Raw genomic sequence first — 18,863 nt, 5'->3', positions numbered from 1 at the left:
GCCGTTTTTTGGTTACCGTAAAGTTAATGACGGAACCGAAGACCGGCTTCCACTGCGTTTTCCGTGTAATCGCTTGCCTCTTCGGAACTGTCGAACCTGCGGTGGGTATAGTCCGCCGTCAGTGCCACGTTTCTGGTCAGGGCAAATGTCACGCCGCCAAACCCGGTCAGGGTCCGTTCCTCAATGGAAACGCCCTCATAGGTCCGGTAACTGTAGCCTGTGCCTGTTTCAGCAACGAGACGGTCGCTGAACGCATGGGCCAGACGCAGATCTCCTGAATAGATGATCGAGCCACTCGCCATGTCAATATCCGTTGCTTCAAAACGGGTGCCAACACCGGCCGTCACGGTTGTCAGGCGGCTGGGCGACCAGACCAGCGACCCGTCCACAATCAGCCCACTGAGATTGTCGAGCCGTCCGTCTTCCAGATCCTCGATCCGCCAGCCAGCCCCAAGGGTGCCGGTCACCTTGGGACCGGACGCAATGGCCAGGCCCCCGCGCAGCTGATAACCATTGGCATTGCGCTTTTCGCACAAGGCGTCGCTGCAGCTCTCGTCATAACGGCGCAGCAGCAAAGCCCCTTCCACAAAAGGCGTCAGAACACTGCCGGTATCCGCATCCAGACGCAGGCTGGCGGAATAGAGCGTGTTGTCCCGGCCTCTATCTTGCGTGTCATCGGACGTATAGACGCTGCGGTCCACAGCAAAGGACGTGGTCACGGCCACCAGCCCTACGGCCCGGCTTGCGCCCAAAGATCCCGAATAGGTTTGGATATGATCGGTCTCCGAAGACGTTGATTCCGCACTGCCGTCTTCTTCGCGCGAATAGGTGTAGCTGACGCCAGACGTCACCTGGGTGGCGTCGCTGACATCAAGCCGCAGACTAGCGGCCGCAGAAACGCTGCCGTCATTGTCATCCGGCTTCTCCGGATAGCCGGTATAGCTGCCCCGCAAGGAGGCATCGAACCGGTGCCGGGACCAGTTGGACGTAAGCGCCAGATCCGGCGAGATCCGGTAAAGAGCCCCGGACGTGCCGGAGGCGGACTGGGCCGTGTTGTCCGTCCAGCCGGTGGAGACTGTGACTTGCGGAGTGAAGGTAAACGTGCCCAGCCGGATGCCCTGAGCCTCGTCAAAGGTGGTGTCCCCGCCGAACACACTGTCGTCAACAAGGTCATCGGAGAGCGGCACGGCCCGGTTCACAGCCGCCAGCCGGTCGGAAAAGGGCCGCACCGGCAGCACCTGCCCGTTCGTGCCGAGCCCGTTTGAGCCGGTTTCTGCTTCCGCACTGTTCAGGCTGCGGCGCAAGGCAAAAACATTCGACTGCACCGGAGTGCTGTCCGCCGCTTCCACTGCCTGGTCAGAGGCCTCTTCGGAGCCCAGCCCATCCTCTGCTGAACCGGACCCACGCAAGCCCGTCACCGTCTGCGCAAACGGTGACCCCACCTGAAAGGCGGTCAGACAAACAAGGATAGGCAGAATACGGCGCATTCACATCTACTGTTCAAATCGCTCGAAACCGGCCGGTTCCAAGAACAGCCCCAACCTGACGAATGATGGTTAATGCTTCGTTTCCGTGTTGCAAATTGCCACAGGATTCCCTTTGGAGGAGATCTCACTCCGCCGGGTACCAGGCCTGGTCAACGCCATCGAAAAACCACAAAAAACGGCAGAGTTCTTGATCCTGGCGAGCGTCTGGCATAGTCCTAGGCAGACCGCGCCCGGGGCGCTGGACGGGCGGCCAGTCCGTAAGCCCCACGTCCGGTAAACCATGCGCCAAATACAAAGACAAGAAAGCCACAATGGCCACATCCCCAACCAATTCTCAATCCGGCCCGGTGTCAGAGACACTCGCCCAATGCCTTGTATCCGCTGAACGGACCTTCGAAACGGAAATTGCCGGTCTCAGCGCCGTTAGGGCCGCTTTGAAAAATGGATTGGCGGAGCCTTTCAAGCAAACCTTCGATCTGATCTGCAACAGCAAGGGCCGTGTGGTCGTCACCGGCATCGGCAAAAGCGGCCATATCGGCACCAAGATTGCCGCCAGCCTGGCCTCAACCGGCACGCCGTCCTTTTTTGTGCATGCGAGTGAAGCCAGCCATGGCGACCTTGGCATGGTCACCGGCGATGATGTGGTAATTGCCCTGTCCTGGTCCGGCGAGACCCAGGAACTGGCCAGCATCGTCAACTATTCAAGGCGCTTCAAGGTGCCGCTGGTGGCCATCACATCGCGCAGCGACAGTGCGCTTGGCCGGGCGGCAGATGTGGTGCTGAAGCTGCCAAGCGTGGCTGAGGCCTGCCCCCACGGGCTGGCGCCGACGACCTCTGCCCTCATCCAGTTGGCCATCGGCGATGCGCTTGCCGTTGCCCTTCTGGAAGGACGCGGCTTCACCGCTCAGGATTTCCGGGTGTTCCATCCGGGCGGCCGCCTTGGTGCCAGCCTGAAGACCGCCCGGGACATCATGCATACTGGCGATCATTTGCCGCTGGTCCCGCAGTCAATCCCCATGAGCGAGGGCATCGTGCTGATGACCCAGCGGGGCTTCGGCGTCCTGGGCGTCACGGATGAGCTCAACCGGCTCATCGGCATCATCACCGATGGGGATTTGCGCCGCCATGTGTCTGCAAATCTTCTGGAAAAGACGGCTGGCGACATCATGACCCGTGAACCGAAAACGGTCGCGCCCGACACCCTGTCCGCCTCGATCCTGGAGCTGGTGAACAGCCTGTCGATCACCTCCGTTTTTGTGATTGAGGACGGCCGGCCGGCCGGCATTGTCCATCTTCACGACCTGTTGCGCATTGGCGCCGCCTGACCTGACCGGTCTGGCGCGCCTCCTTTTTCCGCATTTTCACGGAGCAGGGACACTGAAAAGTTGATTTTCAGGCCCGCAAGGCGCGCCGCATTAGGATTTGATTAGCCATAGCGCCCTTAGACTGCAGCCAAGTTCAACCGGCATGATGCCGCAGACCTTGGTGTGTAGACAGAATGGATCTGGCGACCTTAATCGGAATTGTTGGTGCCTTCGGCATTGTTGTCACCGCGATTTTCCTTGGTGGCAGCTTCGGGCAGTTCGTTGACGTGCCTTCGATCCTCATCGTGATCGGCGGCGGTCTGGCCGCGACCCTGATTCGTTTTCAGATCTCGGACATTGCCGCCGCCTTTGTGACCGGGTTCAAGGTGGCTCTGGCCGGGCGGGGCGCCAGCCCGCGCGACCTGATCTCGGAAATCACCAATCTGGGTGAAATCGTGCGCAAGTCCGGCCCGCTTGGTCTGGAAAATGTCGATGTCTCCGATCCGGTGCTGGCCAAGGGTGTCCAGTATATCGCCGACGGCTACGAACTGGACTTCATCAAGGAAGCGATGGAGCGGGAACGGGACCTGCAATTGTCGCGCCTGTCGGAAGGCAAGCGTGTCATGAAGGCCCTTGGTGATTCCGCTCCGGCTTTCGGCATGATCGGGACCCTTGTGGGTCTGGTTCAGATGCTGGCCAATATGGATGACCCGGCCGCCATCGGCCCCTCCATGGCCGTCGCCCTGCTGACCACGCTCTACGGCGCCCTGATCTCCAACATCATCTGTCTGCCGCTGGTGGACAAGTTGGACGCGAAATTTGATGTCGACGAGCTCAACCAGACCCTGATCATCGACGGTGTCTGCCAGATCCGCGAATCCAAGAGCCCGGCACTCATCAAGGAAATGCTCATCGCATACCTTCCGGAAAAGGCCCGCGCCGAGCTGGCGGACGCCGCCTGACGCAGCGCACAGGAACGGACCAACAAGATGGCCAAGAAAAAACAGCAAGGCGGTGGCGGCGCTCCCGATTGGCTGGTCACCTTTGCCGATCTCATGTCCCTGCTTGTGTGTTTCTTCGTTCTGATCATTTCCTTCTCGATCCAGGACAAGGAAAAGCTGCAGGTTGTGGCCGGGTCCATGCGCGAGGCCTTCGGCGTGAAGGAAACCTCCAGCCGCACCGGCATCATCGAGGTCGAAGGCATTCCGATCCGCGACTACATGAAGGATATCAGCCAGGTCGAACAGGAAATGGATTCCGACTTTGCCACCGCGCGCCACGAGAAGCGGCGCAAACAGGGGCCGGAAGCCAACACCCACGACACGATGGAAGCCGATATCGAAAAGCCGCGCCAGTTCGCAACGGCAGCGGCCTCCCTGCGCCAGGCCTGGCAGGAAATGCCCGAAATCACGGAAGTCTCAACCAACATCATTCTGGAAGAGAGCGAGGATGGCCTGAACATCATGCTGGTCGACCAGGATGGCCGCTCCATGTTCCGCGAAGGCTCCAAATATCCTTATGAGACCACCCGGCGGCTGATCGCAAAGATGGCCCCGGTTCTGGCCCGTATGCCCAACCGGATCGAAATCACCGGCCACACCACCTCCGGCCAGCAGACAAGCGATCCGAGCTATACCGGCTGGGACCTGTCCACCGAGCGGGCAAACGTGGCCCGGCAGATCCTGTCCGAATATGGCGTACCGGATGATCAGTTCTATGCGGTGGTCGGCAAGGCGGACACCGAGCCGCTGTTTCCCAACGATCCCTATCTGGCCGCCAACCGGCGCATCGGCATCCTGCTGAAAGCCGAAGAGCCGCCAATCCCGCCGGGCCACAAGCTCTAAGACTGACCTGTTCAGGCTCATACCAACCTGAATAGATAGAAACCCATCTGATGGCGCTGGTCCGGTTTGGCCGGCAAGGCGCGTTGCGCAGGACGGCCTGGTTGGCCGTTCAAGCGGCGCAACGCAGTCCGGCGGGCCGGAGCAGGCCACCGAGGCCGTGTTTGAGGACTGTTCAGCTGCGTCCCAGGTTTTGAACGATAAACCATATCGCCCAGCAACCTGCTCCTTGCCGAACAGCCCCCAAACACGGTCAGATCGGTTCCTATCTATTGAGGTTGGTATCAACAAAGCCGCAGCGCCGGGAACCCATTTGAAAGCTGAAGGAGCCGGGCCGTTTTATCGTCCGGTCCGGGCCCGGTTCCCGTTACTCCGAGGCAGACACCACCAGCCGAGCGCCGTCCACCGCCTCGACCCGCACCTTTGTGCCTGCAGGCAGGTCCGGTCCAGTGATCCGCCAGACCGTATCGTCAATCGAAAGATTTCCCGCGCCGTCGCTCAAGGGTTTTTCCAGCGTGAATTTCCGGCCCACATAGCGGCTGCCGCGCCGGTTTAGGCCGGGATCACCGCTTTCTGAAGACAGGTTCACCATCAGGCGGCGCCCGATCAGAAGGCTTGTGATGGACAGCACCAGAAACAGGGTGATCATCACCTGCCAGCCCGGATCGGCGATCAGCGCGACGGCGCCCACCACCAGGGCCGCCAGGCCGAACCACAAGAAGATGCTGCCCGGTGCCACGATTTCCAGCCCCAGCAGGACAAGACCCAGGACAAACCAGCTCCAGGGTCCAAGGGCCGCAATGGTGCTTTCGATCAGCGTCACAAATTGCCTCCCTCAGGGCGCCCAAAGCCAGTGTTGGGAATACGGGAACCGCTCTGGCCCTCCTCATTGCGGCCGTCCTTGCTGAAGGCTTCCTTGGCAATCTCGCCGATGCCGCTCAAGGACCCGAGCAGCGAGGTCGCCTCCATGGGCAGGATCAGGGTTTTCTGATTGCGCGAGGTGGCCAGGGCGGTGAAGGCCTCCACATATTTGTTGGCCACAAAGTAGTTGATCGCCTGAACATCCCCGGCTGCGATGGCTTCGCTGACCATGCGGGTTGCCTTGGCTTCGGCTTCTGCCTCGCGCTCACGGGCTTCCGCGTCGCGGAAGGCGGACTCCCGGCGGCCTTCCGCCTCCAGAATGAGCGACTGTTTTTCACCTTCCGCCTTCAGAACTTCAGACTGCCGCTTGCCTTCCGCTTCCAGGATCGCCGCGCGCTTGTCACGTTCGGCCTTCATCTGCCGGGCCATGGCGTCTACCAGATCCCGGGGCGGGTTGATGTCCTTGATCTCGATGCGAGTGATCTTGACACCCCAGGGCTCGGCGGCCGCATCGACCACACGAAGGACCTGGGCATTGATTTCATCGCGGTTGGACAGGAGCGAATCCAGATCCATGGAGCCCATGACCGAGCGGATATTGGTCATGGTCAGATTGAGGATCGCATTTTTGAGCCCGAGCACTTCATAGGCCGCCCGCGCCGCATCCAGCACCTGATAGAAGGTCACCCCGTCGGCGGTCACCGTCGCGTTGTCCCGGGTGATCACCTCCTGGGAGGGCACATCCAGCACCTGTTCCATCATGTTCAGCTTGTGTCCAATCGTATCGATGAAGGGAATGATGAAATTCAGACCGGGAGTCAGTGTCTTGCGGTATTTTCCGAACCGTTCGACCGTAAAATTATACCCCTGGGGAACGGTCTTAACCCCGGCAAAAAACACCAGGACGACAAGAACAACAAGAAAGATCAGAACAACACTGTATGCATCAAAACCCGGCATGAATTTCTCCCGCTAAAGCCTGAGCCCCAGCACACCCGCCAAGGCGCGCCCAAGAGGCCCTCAGAGTCGGAATGGGATCGTCTTCACGATGGTCAATCGCCCCCTTTGACCATCCCGTGATCCACAAAACCAAAGTCACTATGCGCCGATCAGGCGCAAGCTTCCAGTGTCTTTCCCGCGTCTTCCCAGACACGGTAAAACACCGTCAGCGCAAATCTCGTTCCCCCGGATTTGCCTTTCGCAGCCTGAGATCGCAGATTTCAACGCAAAGACAAAATGGTTTGAGCCCCTATAAACGCGACACGATATAGAAGTGCCTTAAGTGCGATAAAGTCACGATACTCAAACGTCTTGTCCCAGTTACGAAAACACCTGCCCCGCCCTGTTATGGCGGAGCATAGCCAGACCACTCTCTTATTCTGGCCTCATCTCAAGACTTTTTGACGGCAGCCCGCGTTCGATTCGGGCGCCAGATAAGAAATATGGGGCCTCTGTGTTGGGTTTGCCAGAATTACCAGTTCCGAAGCCTTGAGGATCAGCGCGTTATTTCACGTCGCATTTCATCGGATTAGCCTGTTGCTGGCTGACTTCAGAGCAGTCAACGCAACAGACAAAACAGCGTGTCCCGATTGAACGCGGCACGCTGCCTAGAGCCAGCCGCCAAGCTCACGGCGGACAATATGCTCAATCACCTTCATGCCAAGATCACTGTCATTGAGGCAAGGAATGTGGCTGAAATGGCCGCCGCCATTCTCCTCGAAGATCTCGCCCGCTTCTCCGGCGATTTCCTCAAGCGTTTCAAGACAGTCGGACACAAAGCCCGGGTTCATAACCGCGACATTCTTGACCCCGTCCTTGGCCAGCTGCTCCACGGTCTTGTCCGTATAGGGCTGCAGCCATTCTTCCGGGCCGAAGCGGGACTGAAACGTTACCCGCAGCTTGGCTTCGTCCCAGCCGAGCACATCGCGCATCAGCCGTGTCGTCTTCATACAATGGCAATGATAGGGGTCGCCGCGCTTGAAATAGGACTGCGGAATACCGTGATAGGAAGTCAGCACCACATCCGGTTCAAAATCGAGACTGTCCAGATGCTCCTTCACGGACGCGGCCAGCGCATTCACATAGACCGGATCGTCGTGATAGGGCGGCACCGTGCGGATGGCTGGCTGCCAGCGCATCTCCAGAAGCGTCTTGCAGACCACGTCATTGACGGTTGCTGTCGTGGTTGCCGAATATTGCGGATAGAGCGGGAACACCAGGATCCGGTCGCAGCCTTCCTCCTTCATCGCCTTCAGCTTGTCTGGAATGGAAGGCTGGCCATAGCGCATGGCCCAGTCCACCGTCAGGGATCTGCCCTCAGTCCCCAGCATCCCGGCCAGTTTCTCCGACTGGCTGCGCGTGATCGTCCGAAGCGGAGATTCGTTCTTGTCGTGGTTCCAGATCTCGTCATAGGCCTTGCCGGACTTGCCCGGCCGGGTCATCAGGACGATCCCGTAGAGGATCGGATACCAGATCGCCCGCGGCCATTCGATCACCCGCTTGTCCGACAGAAACTCACGCAAATACCGGCGCATGGGCCAGTAATCCGTCGCATCCGGAGTTCCAAGATTGACCAGCAGAACGCCGGCCTTACCGCTTTTCACCGGCGGATGATCCTGTGGCAAATGCAGTTTGCGGAACTCTGCTGCCGTATCAGCAGCAAGAGGTGCGGTCGGATGAACGGTCATGGGTGTGGGATCCCTGAATGCGGTATGGTCTTTTGCCTTACATAGGCCAAGCGGAGGCCAACGCCAATGCGGCAAATATCATACGCGCCACAATCGCGCCGGATCACCTGTGCCCGCATGTTGCGGCCGGCCCCCTATTCAGGCTTTGCCGTCAGCCATAGTCCCTCTCATCGGCAATGACCTTGCCGTCATTGGGCAGCGCGCCGGGAGCCACCAGCTCCACCTCCCCCTTCAACCGGGTGACATCCCGCAAGGTCGCTGCGACCCGCTCCGCAAGCCCGCCGGCCGGGGCATCGCCCGGGGCTTCGGTTTCCACCGACAGGGTCATGGCGTCGGTCTCGCCCGCGCGACTGACCGCCAGGCGTGCCTTGCCGACTTCCGGATGCGCCGCCACGATCTGCGCGATCTGGGCAGGGTCCACAAACATACCCTTGACCTTGGTGCGCTGGTCGGCCCGGCCCATCCAGCCCGCCAGCCGCATATTGGTGCGCCCGCACGGGGACTCTCCCGGCACGATGCATGACAGATCTCCGGTCGCAAAGCGGATCAGCGGATAAAGACGGTTGAAATTGGTGACCACAAGCTCGCCGACCTCTCCGTCGGCCACCGGATCTCCGGTGCCCGGACGGACAATTTCAACAAGATAGTCTTCATTGACGACCATGCCGTCCCGGGCCTCGGTCTCATAGGCGATCACGCCCAGATCGGCAGTTGCATAACACTGACTGACCCGAATGCCCTGGTCCTCATAGTCCTGCCGGAGTGAGGGAAACAGAGCCCCCCCGGACACAAGCGCCTTGGTGATGGAGGAGACATCGCGGCCCTGCTCCCGGCCCCTGTCCAGGAGGATCTTGAGATAGTCCGGGGTGCCGACAAATCCGGCGGGTTTCAAGACCTCGACAGCCTCCACCTGCATATCCGTGTTTCCGACGCCCGCCGGAAACACGGTGCAGCCAAGCGCAACGGCGCCCTGGTCCAGAATGAACCCGCCCGGCGTCAGGTGGTAGGAAAAGGCATTGAGAACAGTGTCGCCCTTGCGGAACCCGGCCGCATAAAGGCTTCGCGCACCGTTCCAGGCATCAAGGCCCGGCGCCTGCGGCTCCCAGATGGGCCCCGGCGACATGAACACCCGCGCGGCCTCCGACAGATCTCCCGCCAGGAACCTGCCAAAGGGCGGATCGGCCTTCTGCCGCTCCATCAGGACTGATTTGCGCAAAACCGGCAAGCGGGCCAGAGCAGACCGGCCGGACACGCCGGCCAGATCCTGTCCGGAGAGCTGCTCCGCCCACCCCGGTGCGGCGGTGGCCGCGTGGGCCAGCAGCTCCGGCAACCGGGCAAAAAGATCCCGTTCACGCTGAGCGGGGTCCTGCCGCTCGCGCGCATCAAACTGTTCGTTGCTCATGGTCTACTCCGCGTGTTCGGCCCCGGGTGCCCGGTCAGGCCAGCCAGCGTTTCCTTCGCTTGTAATGTTTGACATTCCGGAACGACCGGCGGCCTTCGCCGCCAACGCCCAGATAAAATTCCTTCACATCCTCGTTCTCGCGCAACGCCTTGGCGTCCCCATCCAGGACGATCCGGCCCGATTCAAGGATGTAGCCATAAGTGGCGTATTTCAGCGCCACATTGGTGTTCTGTTCCGCCAGCAGAAAGGACACGCCTTCCTTTTCGTTCAGCTGCCGGACGATCTCGAAAATTTCTTCGACCAGCTGGGGCGCCAGGCCCATGCTGGGCTCATCCAGGAGGATCATTTTCGGCCGGCTCATCAGGGCCCGGCCAATGGCGCACATCTGCTGTTCACCACCGGATGTGTAGCCCGCCTGGCTTTGCCGACGTTCGCGCAGGCGCGGGAAATAGTCATAGACCATCTCAAGATCGGCCTTCACCGCCCCATGGCCATCCTTGCGGGTATAGGCACCGGTCAGAAGATTCTCTTCAATAGACAGATGGCCGAAACAATGGCGGCCTTCCATCACCTGAATGCAGCCGCGCCGCACCAGTTCATTGGGGGACAGGGCCTGAACCTCGTCTCTGTCGAACAGAATTGTGCCCTTGGTCACCTCCCCGCGCTCAGCGCTCAGAAGATTGGAGACCGCCTTCAAGGTCGTGGTCTTGCCCGCGCCATTGGCCCCCAACAGCGCAACAATGCCGCCTTTCGGCACGGTCAGGGACACCCCTTTCAACACCAGGATAACGTGGTCGTAGATCACTTCGATATTGTTGACCGAAAGGATCGTCTCCGCAGCCTCCGCCGGGGTCTTCGAACCGGTCTGATCTTCGTCCAGCAGTGCCATTCCATCCTCGCAAGGTTCCACACGCCCCAAAGCTGCAAAAGGGGCTGCAAAGGGCGTCAAGCGCCTCTCCAGTCCGGAGAGGGACGTCCCGGGTCCGGATGGGGGCAGACGGACCGGGCCTGCCGCTCCTTCCGTCCCCATCCCGGCACTTCCGCGTCCAGGCGGAGAGCCTTCAAGTTCCTGCCCTGCCGAACCTGTTGCAATCGGCTGGTCCGGCAAGGCAAGTCCGCCCGTCAGTTCGGGCAGGGTTCCGTGCGCTCCGGCCAGGGCGCATTCTTTTCCGCGTATTCGGCTGCGGCCTTTTCCAGAAGCGGGCGCACCAGATCGGTCATCGGCTCGATCCAGCCGGAGGCCTGGCGCCATTTTTTGCCGTCCCACTCCTGAATGAACACCGGATGGCTGCCCGCATGATCTTCACAAGTCACTTTCATGGGATGGGCAAAACCGGACAGGCCCAGCTCCTTCAGACGGGCTTCGTCCAGATTGAGCGCTTCCAGGCCCATGCGCATGTCTTCACCGGTGATGACTTTCTTGCCGGTGAGCTGCTGCGCACTGCGGATGCCTTCGGCAATGATGACCGAATTCAGGACACCCCGGTTGTAGAGCGTGCCACCGATGGTCTCCGCATCCGTGGAGCTCAGCCCCGCATCAACGACATATTTCCTGATGTCGTCCAGCGCCGGGAAGTCGCCGCCCACGCCGGAGAAGTTCATGGCCTTGTAGCCTTTTGCCCCGGCCCCGCCGGCGGCGGCATCATCGTCACCGGCCGACCACCAGACCCCAATGAACTTGTCCATCGGGTAGCGGATTTTCACCGCTTCCTTGATTGCCGTCGGGTTCATGGCGCCCCATCCCCACATGACCATGTAGTCGGGGCGGTCCCGGCGCACATTCAGCCACTGGGACGACTGGTTCTGCATTTCCTTCACACCAACCGGATATTGCAGCAATTCAAAGCCGTATTTCTCCGACAGCTGTTCCAGAAGCGGGATCGGCTCGCGGCCATATCCGGCATCCAAGAAGATATAGCCGATCTTCTTGCCTTTCAGATTCTCAAGACCGCCTTCCTGCTCGCCAATATATTTGATGGCCACCGAGGCACCGTCCCAATAGGTGTCCGGCACATTGAACACCCAGGGGAAGGTGGAGCCCACCGCCGCCGCCGACAGGCCATAGCCCATGGACAGGACCGGGATCTTGTCGACCCCTGCCTTGGGGATCAGCTGCAGGGTAATACCGGTGGAATAGGGGTTATAGACCAGCGCGCCTTTGCCCTTGGTGGCCTCGTAGCACTCAACTCCCTTTTGGGCGTTGTAGCCAGTCTCGCATTCTTCCAGCGCCAGCTTGACGCCGCCAATGCCGCCATCGCGCTCGTTCAGCATTTTCAAATAGTCATGCATGCCGTTGGCAATGTGAATACCGGACGCGGCGAACGGGCCGGTGCGGTAGGTCAGCAGCGGAACATAATTGGTGTCTTCCGCATAGGCAGCCGGTGTGGCAAGGCCGGACAAGGCGACCCCGCAGACTACCGCCGTTCCCAGCGCAAGTTGCTTGATGCTTTTCATATTTCACCTCCCATGCGGTCCCGGACCACCCGGCACCGCCAGACCAGTTGCGCCATTCCTCACCGGACCGGTCCAAGCCCGGATGGCGTTGCGAAGGGCCTGTCCCGTCAATACGGGAAGGGCCAGACCCTCAGTTTCTGCTTTGCGATCTGCCAGAGCCGGGCGAAACCGTGGGGCTCGACGATCAGGAAAAAGATGATCAAGGCTCCGACAATCATGAAGGTGACATGCTCGACCGTTTCGGCCGCCACGTCGATGCCCATCATGCCGGGAACAAATTTGAGAAAGACCGGCAGGATCCAGATGAAAGCGGCTCCCATGAAGGCCCCGCCAAGACTGCCCAGCCCGCCCAGGATCACCATGAACAGGATTTGAAAGGACAGGGAAATCGAATAGGAAGACGGCTCGGCCGCGTTCAGCCAGAAGAACACCATCATCGCGCCTGCAACACCGCAGATGTATGAGGACACCGCAAACGCCATCAGCTTTGTCTGGAGCGGACGGATGCCCATCAGCTCGGCGGCGATGTCCATATCGCGGATCATCATCCAGGAACGGCCGATACGCCCGCGCAGCACATTTGCCATCAGATAGGCAATCAGTGCGGTGATGCTGAGCACAATGAAATAGCGCACGATCGGTGTGGCCTCGGCGCCCGAGACCACCAGGCCGAAGGCTTCGCGGTGAGGCACTTCAATCGCGCCCGACGCATTGTCATTGTAGAGCCAGGAAATGCGGATAAAGCACCATTCCAGAAAGAACTGCGCCGCCAGCGTGGTCACGGCCAGATAGAGCCCCTTGATGCGCAGGCTCGGAAGTCCGAAAATCGCGCCAATGGCTGCTGAAAACACCCCGGACAACAACACCATCACGATGACATTGGCCTCGGGAAAGATCGTGGTCAGCTTGTAGGCAGCGTAGGCCCCCACACCCATGAACGCGCCCGTTCCGAGAGACAGCTGACCGCAGAACCCCGTGAGCACATTGAGGCCGATGGCCGCCAGCGAAAACACCAGGAACGGGATCATGATCGAGGTGAGGAAAAAGTCATTGGCAAAGAAGGGGATAACCACAAAGGCAAGGAGCAGGATCACCGTCAGGCCGATCCGGTCCTGCAGGATCGGCAGCAGGGCCTGATCCGCCTTGTAGCTTGTCTTGAATTGGCCAGCTTCGCGATAAAACATGAGGTCTTGTCTCTTGTCCGTTAGATGCGCTCGATGATGCGTTCGCCGAAGAGGCCTTGCGGGCGGAACAGGAGGAACACCAGGGCAATGATATAGGCGAGCCAGGATTCAATGCCGCCGCCCACCAGACCACCCCAATAGAGTTCGCCGATCTTTTCGCCGAAGCCGATGATCAGACCGCCGACAATGGCACCGGGTATGGAGGTAAAGCCTCCGAGGATCAGAACTGGCAGCGCCTTGAAAGCAACAATCTCCAGCGCGAAGGACACATCCGAGCGCGCGCCCCACATGATCCCTGTGGCCAGAGCCACCAGCCCGGCGGCAAACCATACGATTGCCCAGATCTGATTCAGCGAGATCCCGACGGAGAGCGCGGCCTGGTGGTCATCCGCCACCGCCCGCAGCGCCCGGCCGATGCGGGTCTTGTTAAAGAAGATACCGAGCGCGGCCACCATGAGAACAGCAATCACCGCAGCAGCGATATCGATATGCTGCAGGATGATCAGGCCGCCATCGCCGAATTCGAACGCTGTCGACCCGGTGGGCAGGCCCAACTCCTCGGTGATCATCTGTTTCGGCTCGCCGCCAAAGACAAATTCGCCGAAACCGATCAGGAAATAGGTCAGACCGATGGTCGCCATCAGCAGAATGATGTCCGGCTGGTTCACCAGCGGCCGCATGACAACCCGCTCCACCCCATAGGCCAGAACGCCCATGGCGACGATTGTCAGCGCCAGCGCCAGATAGGCCGGAACACCGTTTTCATGGAGGCCCACCAGCGTCAGACCGGCAAACACCACCATGATGCCCTGGGCGAAGTTGAACACGCCCGAGGCCTTGAAGATCAGCACGAAGCCGAGCGCGATCAGGGCATACAGAATTCCCGCGACGAAGCCTTCCCACAGGACCTGCAGAAAGAAGTCCGGCATCTGGTACATCTGAACGAAGGGATCGATGAAAATGTCGTAAAGCATGGTCCTGTCCCCTCTAGTGACTGACGCCGAGATAGGCATCGATCACGTTCTGATTGGCCTGTACTTCTTCCGGCGGGCCATCTGCGATCTTCTTGCCGTAGTCGAGAACAACCACCCGGTCGGACAGGTCCATCACAACCCCCATGTCATGTTCGATCAGGGCAATGGTTGTCCCGAATTCCTGGTTCACATCGAGAATGAACCGGCTCATGTCTTCTTTTTCTTCCAGGTTCATGCCGGCCATCGGCTCGTCCAGCAAAAGAAGATCCGGCTCCATGGCCAGGGCCCTGCCCAGCTCCACCCGCTTCTGCAAGCCATAGGGCAGACGGCCCACCGGCGTCTTGCGGATCGCCTGAATCTCCAGGAAGTCGATAATGTCCTCCACCTTGCGGCGGTGCTCGATTTCCTCCTGCTCCGCGGGCCCGCGCCAGATCAGCTGCCAGAAGAAATTGCGGTGCATCTTCAAGGACCGGCCGGACATGATGTTGTCCAGCGTGGTCATGCCCTTGAACAGCGCCACATTCTGAAAGGTGCGGGCAATGCCCTGGCTCGCCGCCTCATAGGGTTTCATCTTGCGCCGCTGCTGGCCGTGCCAGGTGATCGTGCCTTCCTGCGGGTGGTAGAACCCGTTGATGACATTCAGCATGGAGGTCTTGCCGGCACCGTTGGGTCCGATGATTGCGCGGATTTCCCCTTTCAGGATGTTGAAGGAAATGTTGGTGATCGCTTTCACCCCGCCAAAGGAGAGCGACACATTGTCGACCCGCAGCAATTCCTCCCCGGAGGCCGATGCAGCGGCCCCGGCGGGGGCAATCGCCTTGTCGGTTACAAAGGCATTCATTCGGCGGCCTCCTGAAATCCGGTGCCGGGCGCATGCGGGGTCATGTCCCGGATCTCGACCGTTGCCTCAATGGCCCCCTTGCGGCCATCTTCAAAGGTCACTTCCGTGCGCACATGTTTTGAGGACGAGCCGTCATAGAGCGCCTCGATCAGGGGCGCATAGCGGTCGGCGATGAAGGACCGGCGCACTTTCTGGGTGCGGGTCAGTTCGCCATCATCTGCATCAAGTTCCTTGTGCAGGATCAGGAACCGCCGGATCTGCGCCCCGGCCATCATCGGCTCATTGGCAAGATCCCGGTTCACCTGATCCACATGGCTTTCCACCATGCCGTAAACATCCGGATGGGCGGCCAGCTCCTGATAGGAAGCGTAATTGACATTGTTGCGCTCCGCCCAGGAGCCGACGGCCGTCAGATCGATATTGAGAAAGACGGAGACCCTGTCCCGCTCATGGCCGAAAGCAACCGCCTCCTTGATATTGGGGAAGAACTTCAACTTGTTCTCGATGTATTTGGGGGCAAACAGGGCACCATCGGTGAGCTTGCCCACATCTTTGGCCCGGTCGATGATCTTCAGATGGCCGTTCTCGGTGATGATCCCGGCATCCCCCGTATGCACCCAGCCATCGGCCGTCTTGGTTTGGGCAGTGGCCTCGTCATTTTTGAAATAGCCCACAAAGACCCCCGGCGAGCGGTAGAGCACCTCGCCGCTTTCGGCAATTTTCAGCTCCACATCCGGGGCCGGTTTGCCGACCGTATCGCCATAGATCTCACCGTCCGGCTGGAGGGTGATATAGACGCTTGCTTCTGTCTGGCCGTAAAGCTGTTTCAGGTTGAGGCCAAGCGAGCGGTAAAAACGGAAGATCTCCGGCCCGATGGCTTCGCCTGCCGTGTAGCCGACCTTCATACGGGTCAGGCCCATGCGGTTTTTCAGCGGACCATAAACCATCAGCTCGCCAAGCCGGTAGCGCATCCGATCGCCAAAAGCGACCTCCTCACCGTTCAGGATCTTCTCGCCGACCTTGCGGGCAACTCCCATGAAATAGTCGAACATGGCCCGTTTGGTTGTGCCCGCATCTTCCATACGCACCATGATCTGGGTGAGCATGCTTTCAAACACCCGGGGCGGGGCGAAGAAGTAGCTCGGCGCGATCTCCCGCCGGTCTACATCGATTGTATCCAGGCTTTCCGGACAATTGACGCAATAGCCGGCTGTGAAGGCCTGGGCGAGCGAGAACACGTGATCGCCGATCCAGGCCATGGGCAGATAGGCAAGCACCTCCTCGGTCTCGTTGAGGTGATCGAACTTGTTGGCGTTGCGCGCGGACACCGCCAGATTGTCGAAGGAGAGCATCACCCCCTTGGGACGCCCGGTGGTGCCGGACGTATAGAGCATGACGGCAATGTCCTTGCCCGCGGCCTCGGCAAATCCTGCTTCCCAGCGAGCGGCCAGGGCGCCATCGGCCACAAGCAGCTCCCGGCCCTTGTCCTGAACCGCATCATAGGGGTGCAGGCGGCTGTGGTCATAGTCGCGCAGACCGCGCTGCTCATCATAGATGATGTGTTTCAGCCCTGGCACCTCTTCAGTCATGGACAGAAGTTTGTCGACCTGCTCCTGGTCTTCCACAACGGCGAAGGCAACCTCGGCATGGCCCAGCACGTAGGCCATTTCCTCGGCGACGGAATCCGCATAGACCGGCACCGGAATGGCCCCGAGCGCCTGGGCCGCCACCATAGCCCAGTATAGCCGCGGCCGGTTGGCCCCGACAATTGCCACCTTGTCTCCGGGCGCCAGCCCGAGGGTTTCAAGTCCGATTGAAAATGCGCGGATTTCTTCACACACCTCGGACCAGGTCCAGCTTTGCCAGATCCCGAAATCCTTTTCCCGGAACGCGGTCCGGTCTCCGAAAACCGCCGCGTTGCGCAGCAGAATTTTCGGAAAGGTGTCCTCCCCGCGCGCAGACGCGCTGGCCAACCCTACCATGCTTCGTTTCTTCCCTCCGGAGACTGTTCCAGGGGCCGTTCAGCCCGGCCGGACAGTGTCCTGTTTTGAGTTGCCCGCCGCTTCTTGTGACGAAGCTGGCCGGCCATCAAAGCGCCCCGTTTTCGAGGTCATTCTTTCAAGGAGCATGAAACAATCTAAAGCTGCAGGCTTCAACCTCTAAATGGTCAGCTGCAGACAGGAAGCCGGTCCACACTCCTCACCACCAGACGCTAGAGCAGCGGATTTGCAGCATTATGTGCCAATCCTATCGAATTGTTACAAATGCGCTGCGGGTGCGAAATCAAGACCCGAGACTGCAAGCTGCCTCCTCGGCTCTTTTGGGTATCAGACCGCAGGTTTTCAGGCTCGGGCGCCCTCTGCTACCAAGCGCAATTGATGATTTGGCCGTCTGTAAGCAGCTGCTTGTGGACAGCAACCGCTCCAGGAATGAGGTTGCGGCAGGCTGTCGCGAGACATTTTGCCAGGGCTCAATTCAGTGAGCCTGCGGTATTGTTTGCAGCACTTGTTGTGCAGTGCCCTTCGAAAGGCCAGGCTGTCTCTCAATGCCTCTGGCCCGCCTGGACCATTTGAAACTGAATTCATGCGTGGCAGAAGCCACCTGCCGCAGCTTGAGCTCAAAGGATTTTTATTGTGCGCTTTTCGCTGAACCGCCGCCGTTTCCGGGATTTAACCGAGCAGGAAATACTGGCTCTTGCAATTTCTTCAGAAGAGGACGACGCCCGGATCTATCGTCTTTATGCGAACCATTTGCGATCGCTTTATCCTGACAGCGCTCAGCTGTTTGACGGTATGGCCAACGAGGAAGACGGCCACCGGCAACGGCTGATCGACCTGCACCGCGCCCGGTTCGGTGACGTTATTCCGCTGATCCGCCGCGAGCATGTGGCCGGATATTATGCACGCAGGCCTGTCTGGCTGATGCAGAATCTGGGGGTTGAGCGCATTCGCGAAGAAGCGGACGCGATGGAACGGGAGGCCGAAACGTTCTACCGCAAAGCCCTGGAACGCACATCGGATGCAGCGACCCGCAAACTGCTCGGCGATCTTGCCGCCGCAGAATCTGAGCATCGCGATTGGGCAGAAAGCCTTGCCAGAACCCATCTTGATGACGGACACAGAGACCGGGAGAACGAACACGCCCGCAGACAGTTTCTGCTCACTTGGGTACAGCCGGGCCTTGCCGGTCTGATGGATGGATCGGTGTCCACGCTAGCTCCGATCTTCGCAGCAGCCTTCGCGACCCAGGACACCACAACCACCTTTCTCGTTGGATTGGCGGCCTCGGTTGGTGCAGGAATTTCCATGGGTTTCACCGAAGCAGCATCTGATGATGGAGAACTGTCCGGCCGTGGGTCTCCACTCAAACGCGGTATCGCCTCCGGGATCATGACGACTGTCGGCGGCCTTGGCCACGCATTGCCCTACCTGGTTCCTCATTTCTGGACAGCCACGGCGATCGCGTTTGCGGTTGTCTTCCTGGAACTCTGGGCCATCGCCTGGATCCAAAACCGGTTCATGGACACGCCCTTCCTCAGGGCCGCGTTCCAGGTTGTTCTGGGCGGGTCGCTTGTCTTTGCCGCCGGTGTCCTGATTGGCAGTGGCTGAGGCCATCCTTTCCCAACTGGCGGTCCCGACCCGACTTGAAGACGGTCACATCCGTCTTGTCCTTCAGGCAGTACAGCGTCGCCGGACGATGCGCGCCCTCGGCGCGCTTGGCCCCGGTTTCCACCACACTAGAGCATTTCCCAAAAAGTCTGAATCGTCTTGGGTTCCCTTTTGTGGTGAATAGTGATTCAAGCTGAGGGCTGGACAAGGAGGCCAGCCT

Annotated in this window: 15 protein-coding genes; 4 read left to right on the top strand and 11 right to left on the bottom strand. The window is 59.8% G+C overall.

Annotated elements, in window-relative coordinates:
• Positions 1 to 23: 23 nt before the first annotated feature.
• Positions 24 to 1,487 (bottom strand): outer membrane beta-barrel protein, encoded by a 1,464-nt coding sequence (locus tag ACXAIC_RS02980; RefSeq protein ID WP_475173463.1) that lies wholly within the window; start codon positions 1,485 to 1,487, stop codon positions 24 to 26.
• 311 nt (positions 1,488 to 1,798) lie between these two features.
• Here ACXAIC_RS02980 and ACXAIC_RS02975 point away from each other — a divergent pair, with 311 nt between their 5' ends.
• The 3 genes from ACXAIC_RS02975 to ACXAIC_RS02965 all read left to right on the top strand — a co-directional run bounded on the left by ACXAIC_RS02975 (position 1,799) and on the right by ACXAIC_RS02965 (position 4,635).
• The gene (locus ACXAIC_RS02975; RefSeq protein WP_475173460.1) at positions 1,799 to 2,812 is read left to right on the top strand and encodes a KpsF/GutQ family sugar-phosphate isomerase; all 1,014 of its coding nucleotides are present in this window, start codon (positions 1,799 to 1,801) and stop codon (positions 2,810 to 2,812) included.
• A 173-nt stretch (positions 2,813 to 2,985) separates the two neighbouring features.
• On the top strand, positions 2,986 to 3,753 hold the full coding sequence (locus tag ACXAIC_RS02970; RefSeq protein ID WP_475173457.1) for a motility protein A: 768 nt from the start codon (positions 2,986 to 2,988) through the stop codon (positions 3,751 to 3,753).
• Positions 3,754 to 3,780: 27 nt separating this feature from the next.
• Positions 3,781 to 4,635, top strand: a complete 855-nt coding sequence (locus ACXAIC_RS02965; RefSeq protein ID WP_475173455.1) for a flagellar motor protein MotB — start codon at positions 3,781 to 3,783, stop codon at positions 4,633 to 4,635.
• A gap of 364 nt (positions 4,636 to 4,999) precedes the next feature.
• Here ACXAIC_RS02965 and ACXAIC_RS02960 read toward each other — a convergent pair whose 3' ends face one another.
• The 10 genes from ACXAIC_RS02960 to ACXAIC_RS02915 form a co-directional block, all read right to left on the bottom strand.
• Positions 5,000 to 5,455: an NfeD family protein gene (locus ACXAIC_RS02960; protein ID WP_475173452.1), complete on the bottom strand. Its 456-nt coding sequence runs from the start codon at positions 5,453 to 5,455 to the stop codon at positions 5,000 to 5,002.
• Positions 5,452 to 6,453 (bottom strand): SPFH domain-containing protein, encoded by a 1,002-nt coding sequence (locus ACXAIC_RS02955; RefSeq protein WP_475173449.1) that lies wholly within the window; start codon positions 6,451 to 6,453, stop codon positions 5,452 to 5,454. Before ACXAIC_RS02955 ends, ACXAIC_RS02960 begins: the two co-directional genes overlap by 4 nt.
• 647 nt (positions 6,454 to 7,100) lie before the next feature.
• Positions 7,101 to 8,180 carry a ferrochelatase gene (gene hemH / locus ACXAIC_RS02950; RefSeq protein ID WP_475173447.1) on the bottom strand — a complete coding sequence of 360 codons (1,080 nt, stop codon included), beginning with the start codon at positions 8,178 to 8,180 and terminating at the stop codon, positions 7,101 to 7,103.
• Positions 8,181 to 8,331: 151 nt separating this feature from the next.
• Positions 8,332 to 9,582 carry a phenylacetate--CoA ligase family protein gene (locus tag ACXAIC_RS02945; protein ID WP_475173444.1) on the bottom strand — a complete coding sequence of 417 codons (1,251 nt, stop codon included), beginning with the start codon at positions 9,580 to 9,582 and terminating at the stop codon, positions 8,332 to 8,334.
• Positions 9,583 to 9,616: 34 nt separating this feature from the next.
• Positions 9,617 to 10,471, bottom strand: a complete 855-nt coding sequence (locus tag ACXAIC_RS02940; RefSeq protein ID WP_475173441.1) for an ABC transporter ATP-binding protein — start codon at positions 10,469 to 10,471, stop codon at positions 9,617 to 9,619.
• A gap of 233 nt (positions 10,472 to 10,704) precedes the next feature.
• Entirely contained in the window at positions 10,705 to 12,036 is a 1,332-nt protein-coding gene (locus ACXAIC_RS02935) for an ABC transporter substrate-binding protein (protein WP_475173439.1), read from the bottom strand.
• Between the two features lie 107 nt (positions 12,037 to 12,143).
• Positions 12,144 to 13,220 (bottom strand): branched-chain amino acid ABC transporter permease, encoded by a 1,077-nt coding sequence (locus ACXAIC_RS02930; RefSeq protein ID WP_475173437.1) that lies wholly within the window; start codon positions 13,218 to 13,220, stop codon positions 12,144 to 12,146.
• A gap of 20 nt (positions 13,221 to 13,240) precedes the next feature.
• Positions 13,241 to 14,194, bottom strand: coding sequence for a branched-chain amino acid ABC transporter permease (locus ACXAIC_RS02925; protein ID WP_475173434.1), 954 nt, complete (start codon positions 14,192 to 14,194; stop codon positions 13,241 to 13,243).
• 13 nt (positions 14,195 to 14,207) lie between these two features.
• Positions 14,208 to 15,035 carry an ABC transporter ATP-binding protein gene (locus ACXAIC_RS02920; RefSeq protein ID WP_475173432.1) on the bottom strand — a complete coding sequence of 276 codons (828 nt, stop codon included), beginning with the start codon at positions 15,033 to 15,035 and terminating at the stop codon, positions 14,208 to 14,210.
• The gene (locus ACXAIC_RS02915; protein WP_475173430.1) at positions 15,032 to 17,017 is read right to left on the bottom strand and encodes an AMP-dependent synthetase/ligase; all 1,986 of its coding nucleotides are present in this window, start codon (positions 17,015 to 17,017) and stop codon (positions 15,032 to 15,034) included. Before ACXAIC_RS02915 ends, ACXAIC_RS02920 begins: the two co-directional genes overlap by 4 nt.
• Before the next feature lie 642 nt (positions 17,018 to 17,659).
• On the opposite strand from ACXAIC_RS02915, the gene mbfA reads away from it, so the two are divergent.
• Positions 17,660 to 18,643 (top strand): iron exporter MbfA, encoded by a 984-nt coding sequence (gene mbfA, locus ACXAIC_RS02910; RefSeq protein ID WP_475173846.1) that lies wholly within the window; start codon positions 17,660 to 17,662, stop codon positions 18,641 to 18,643.
• The last annotated feature ends 220 nt before the right edge of the window (positions 18,644 to 18,863 follow it).

Source organism: Roseibium sp. AWQ4_254, assembly GCF_056161025.1.
This window is presented reverse-complemented; position numbering and strand designations above follow the sequence as displayed.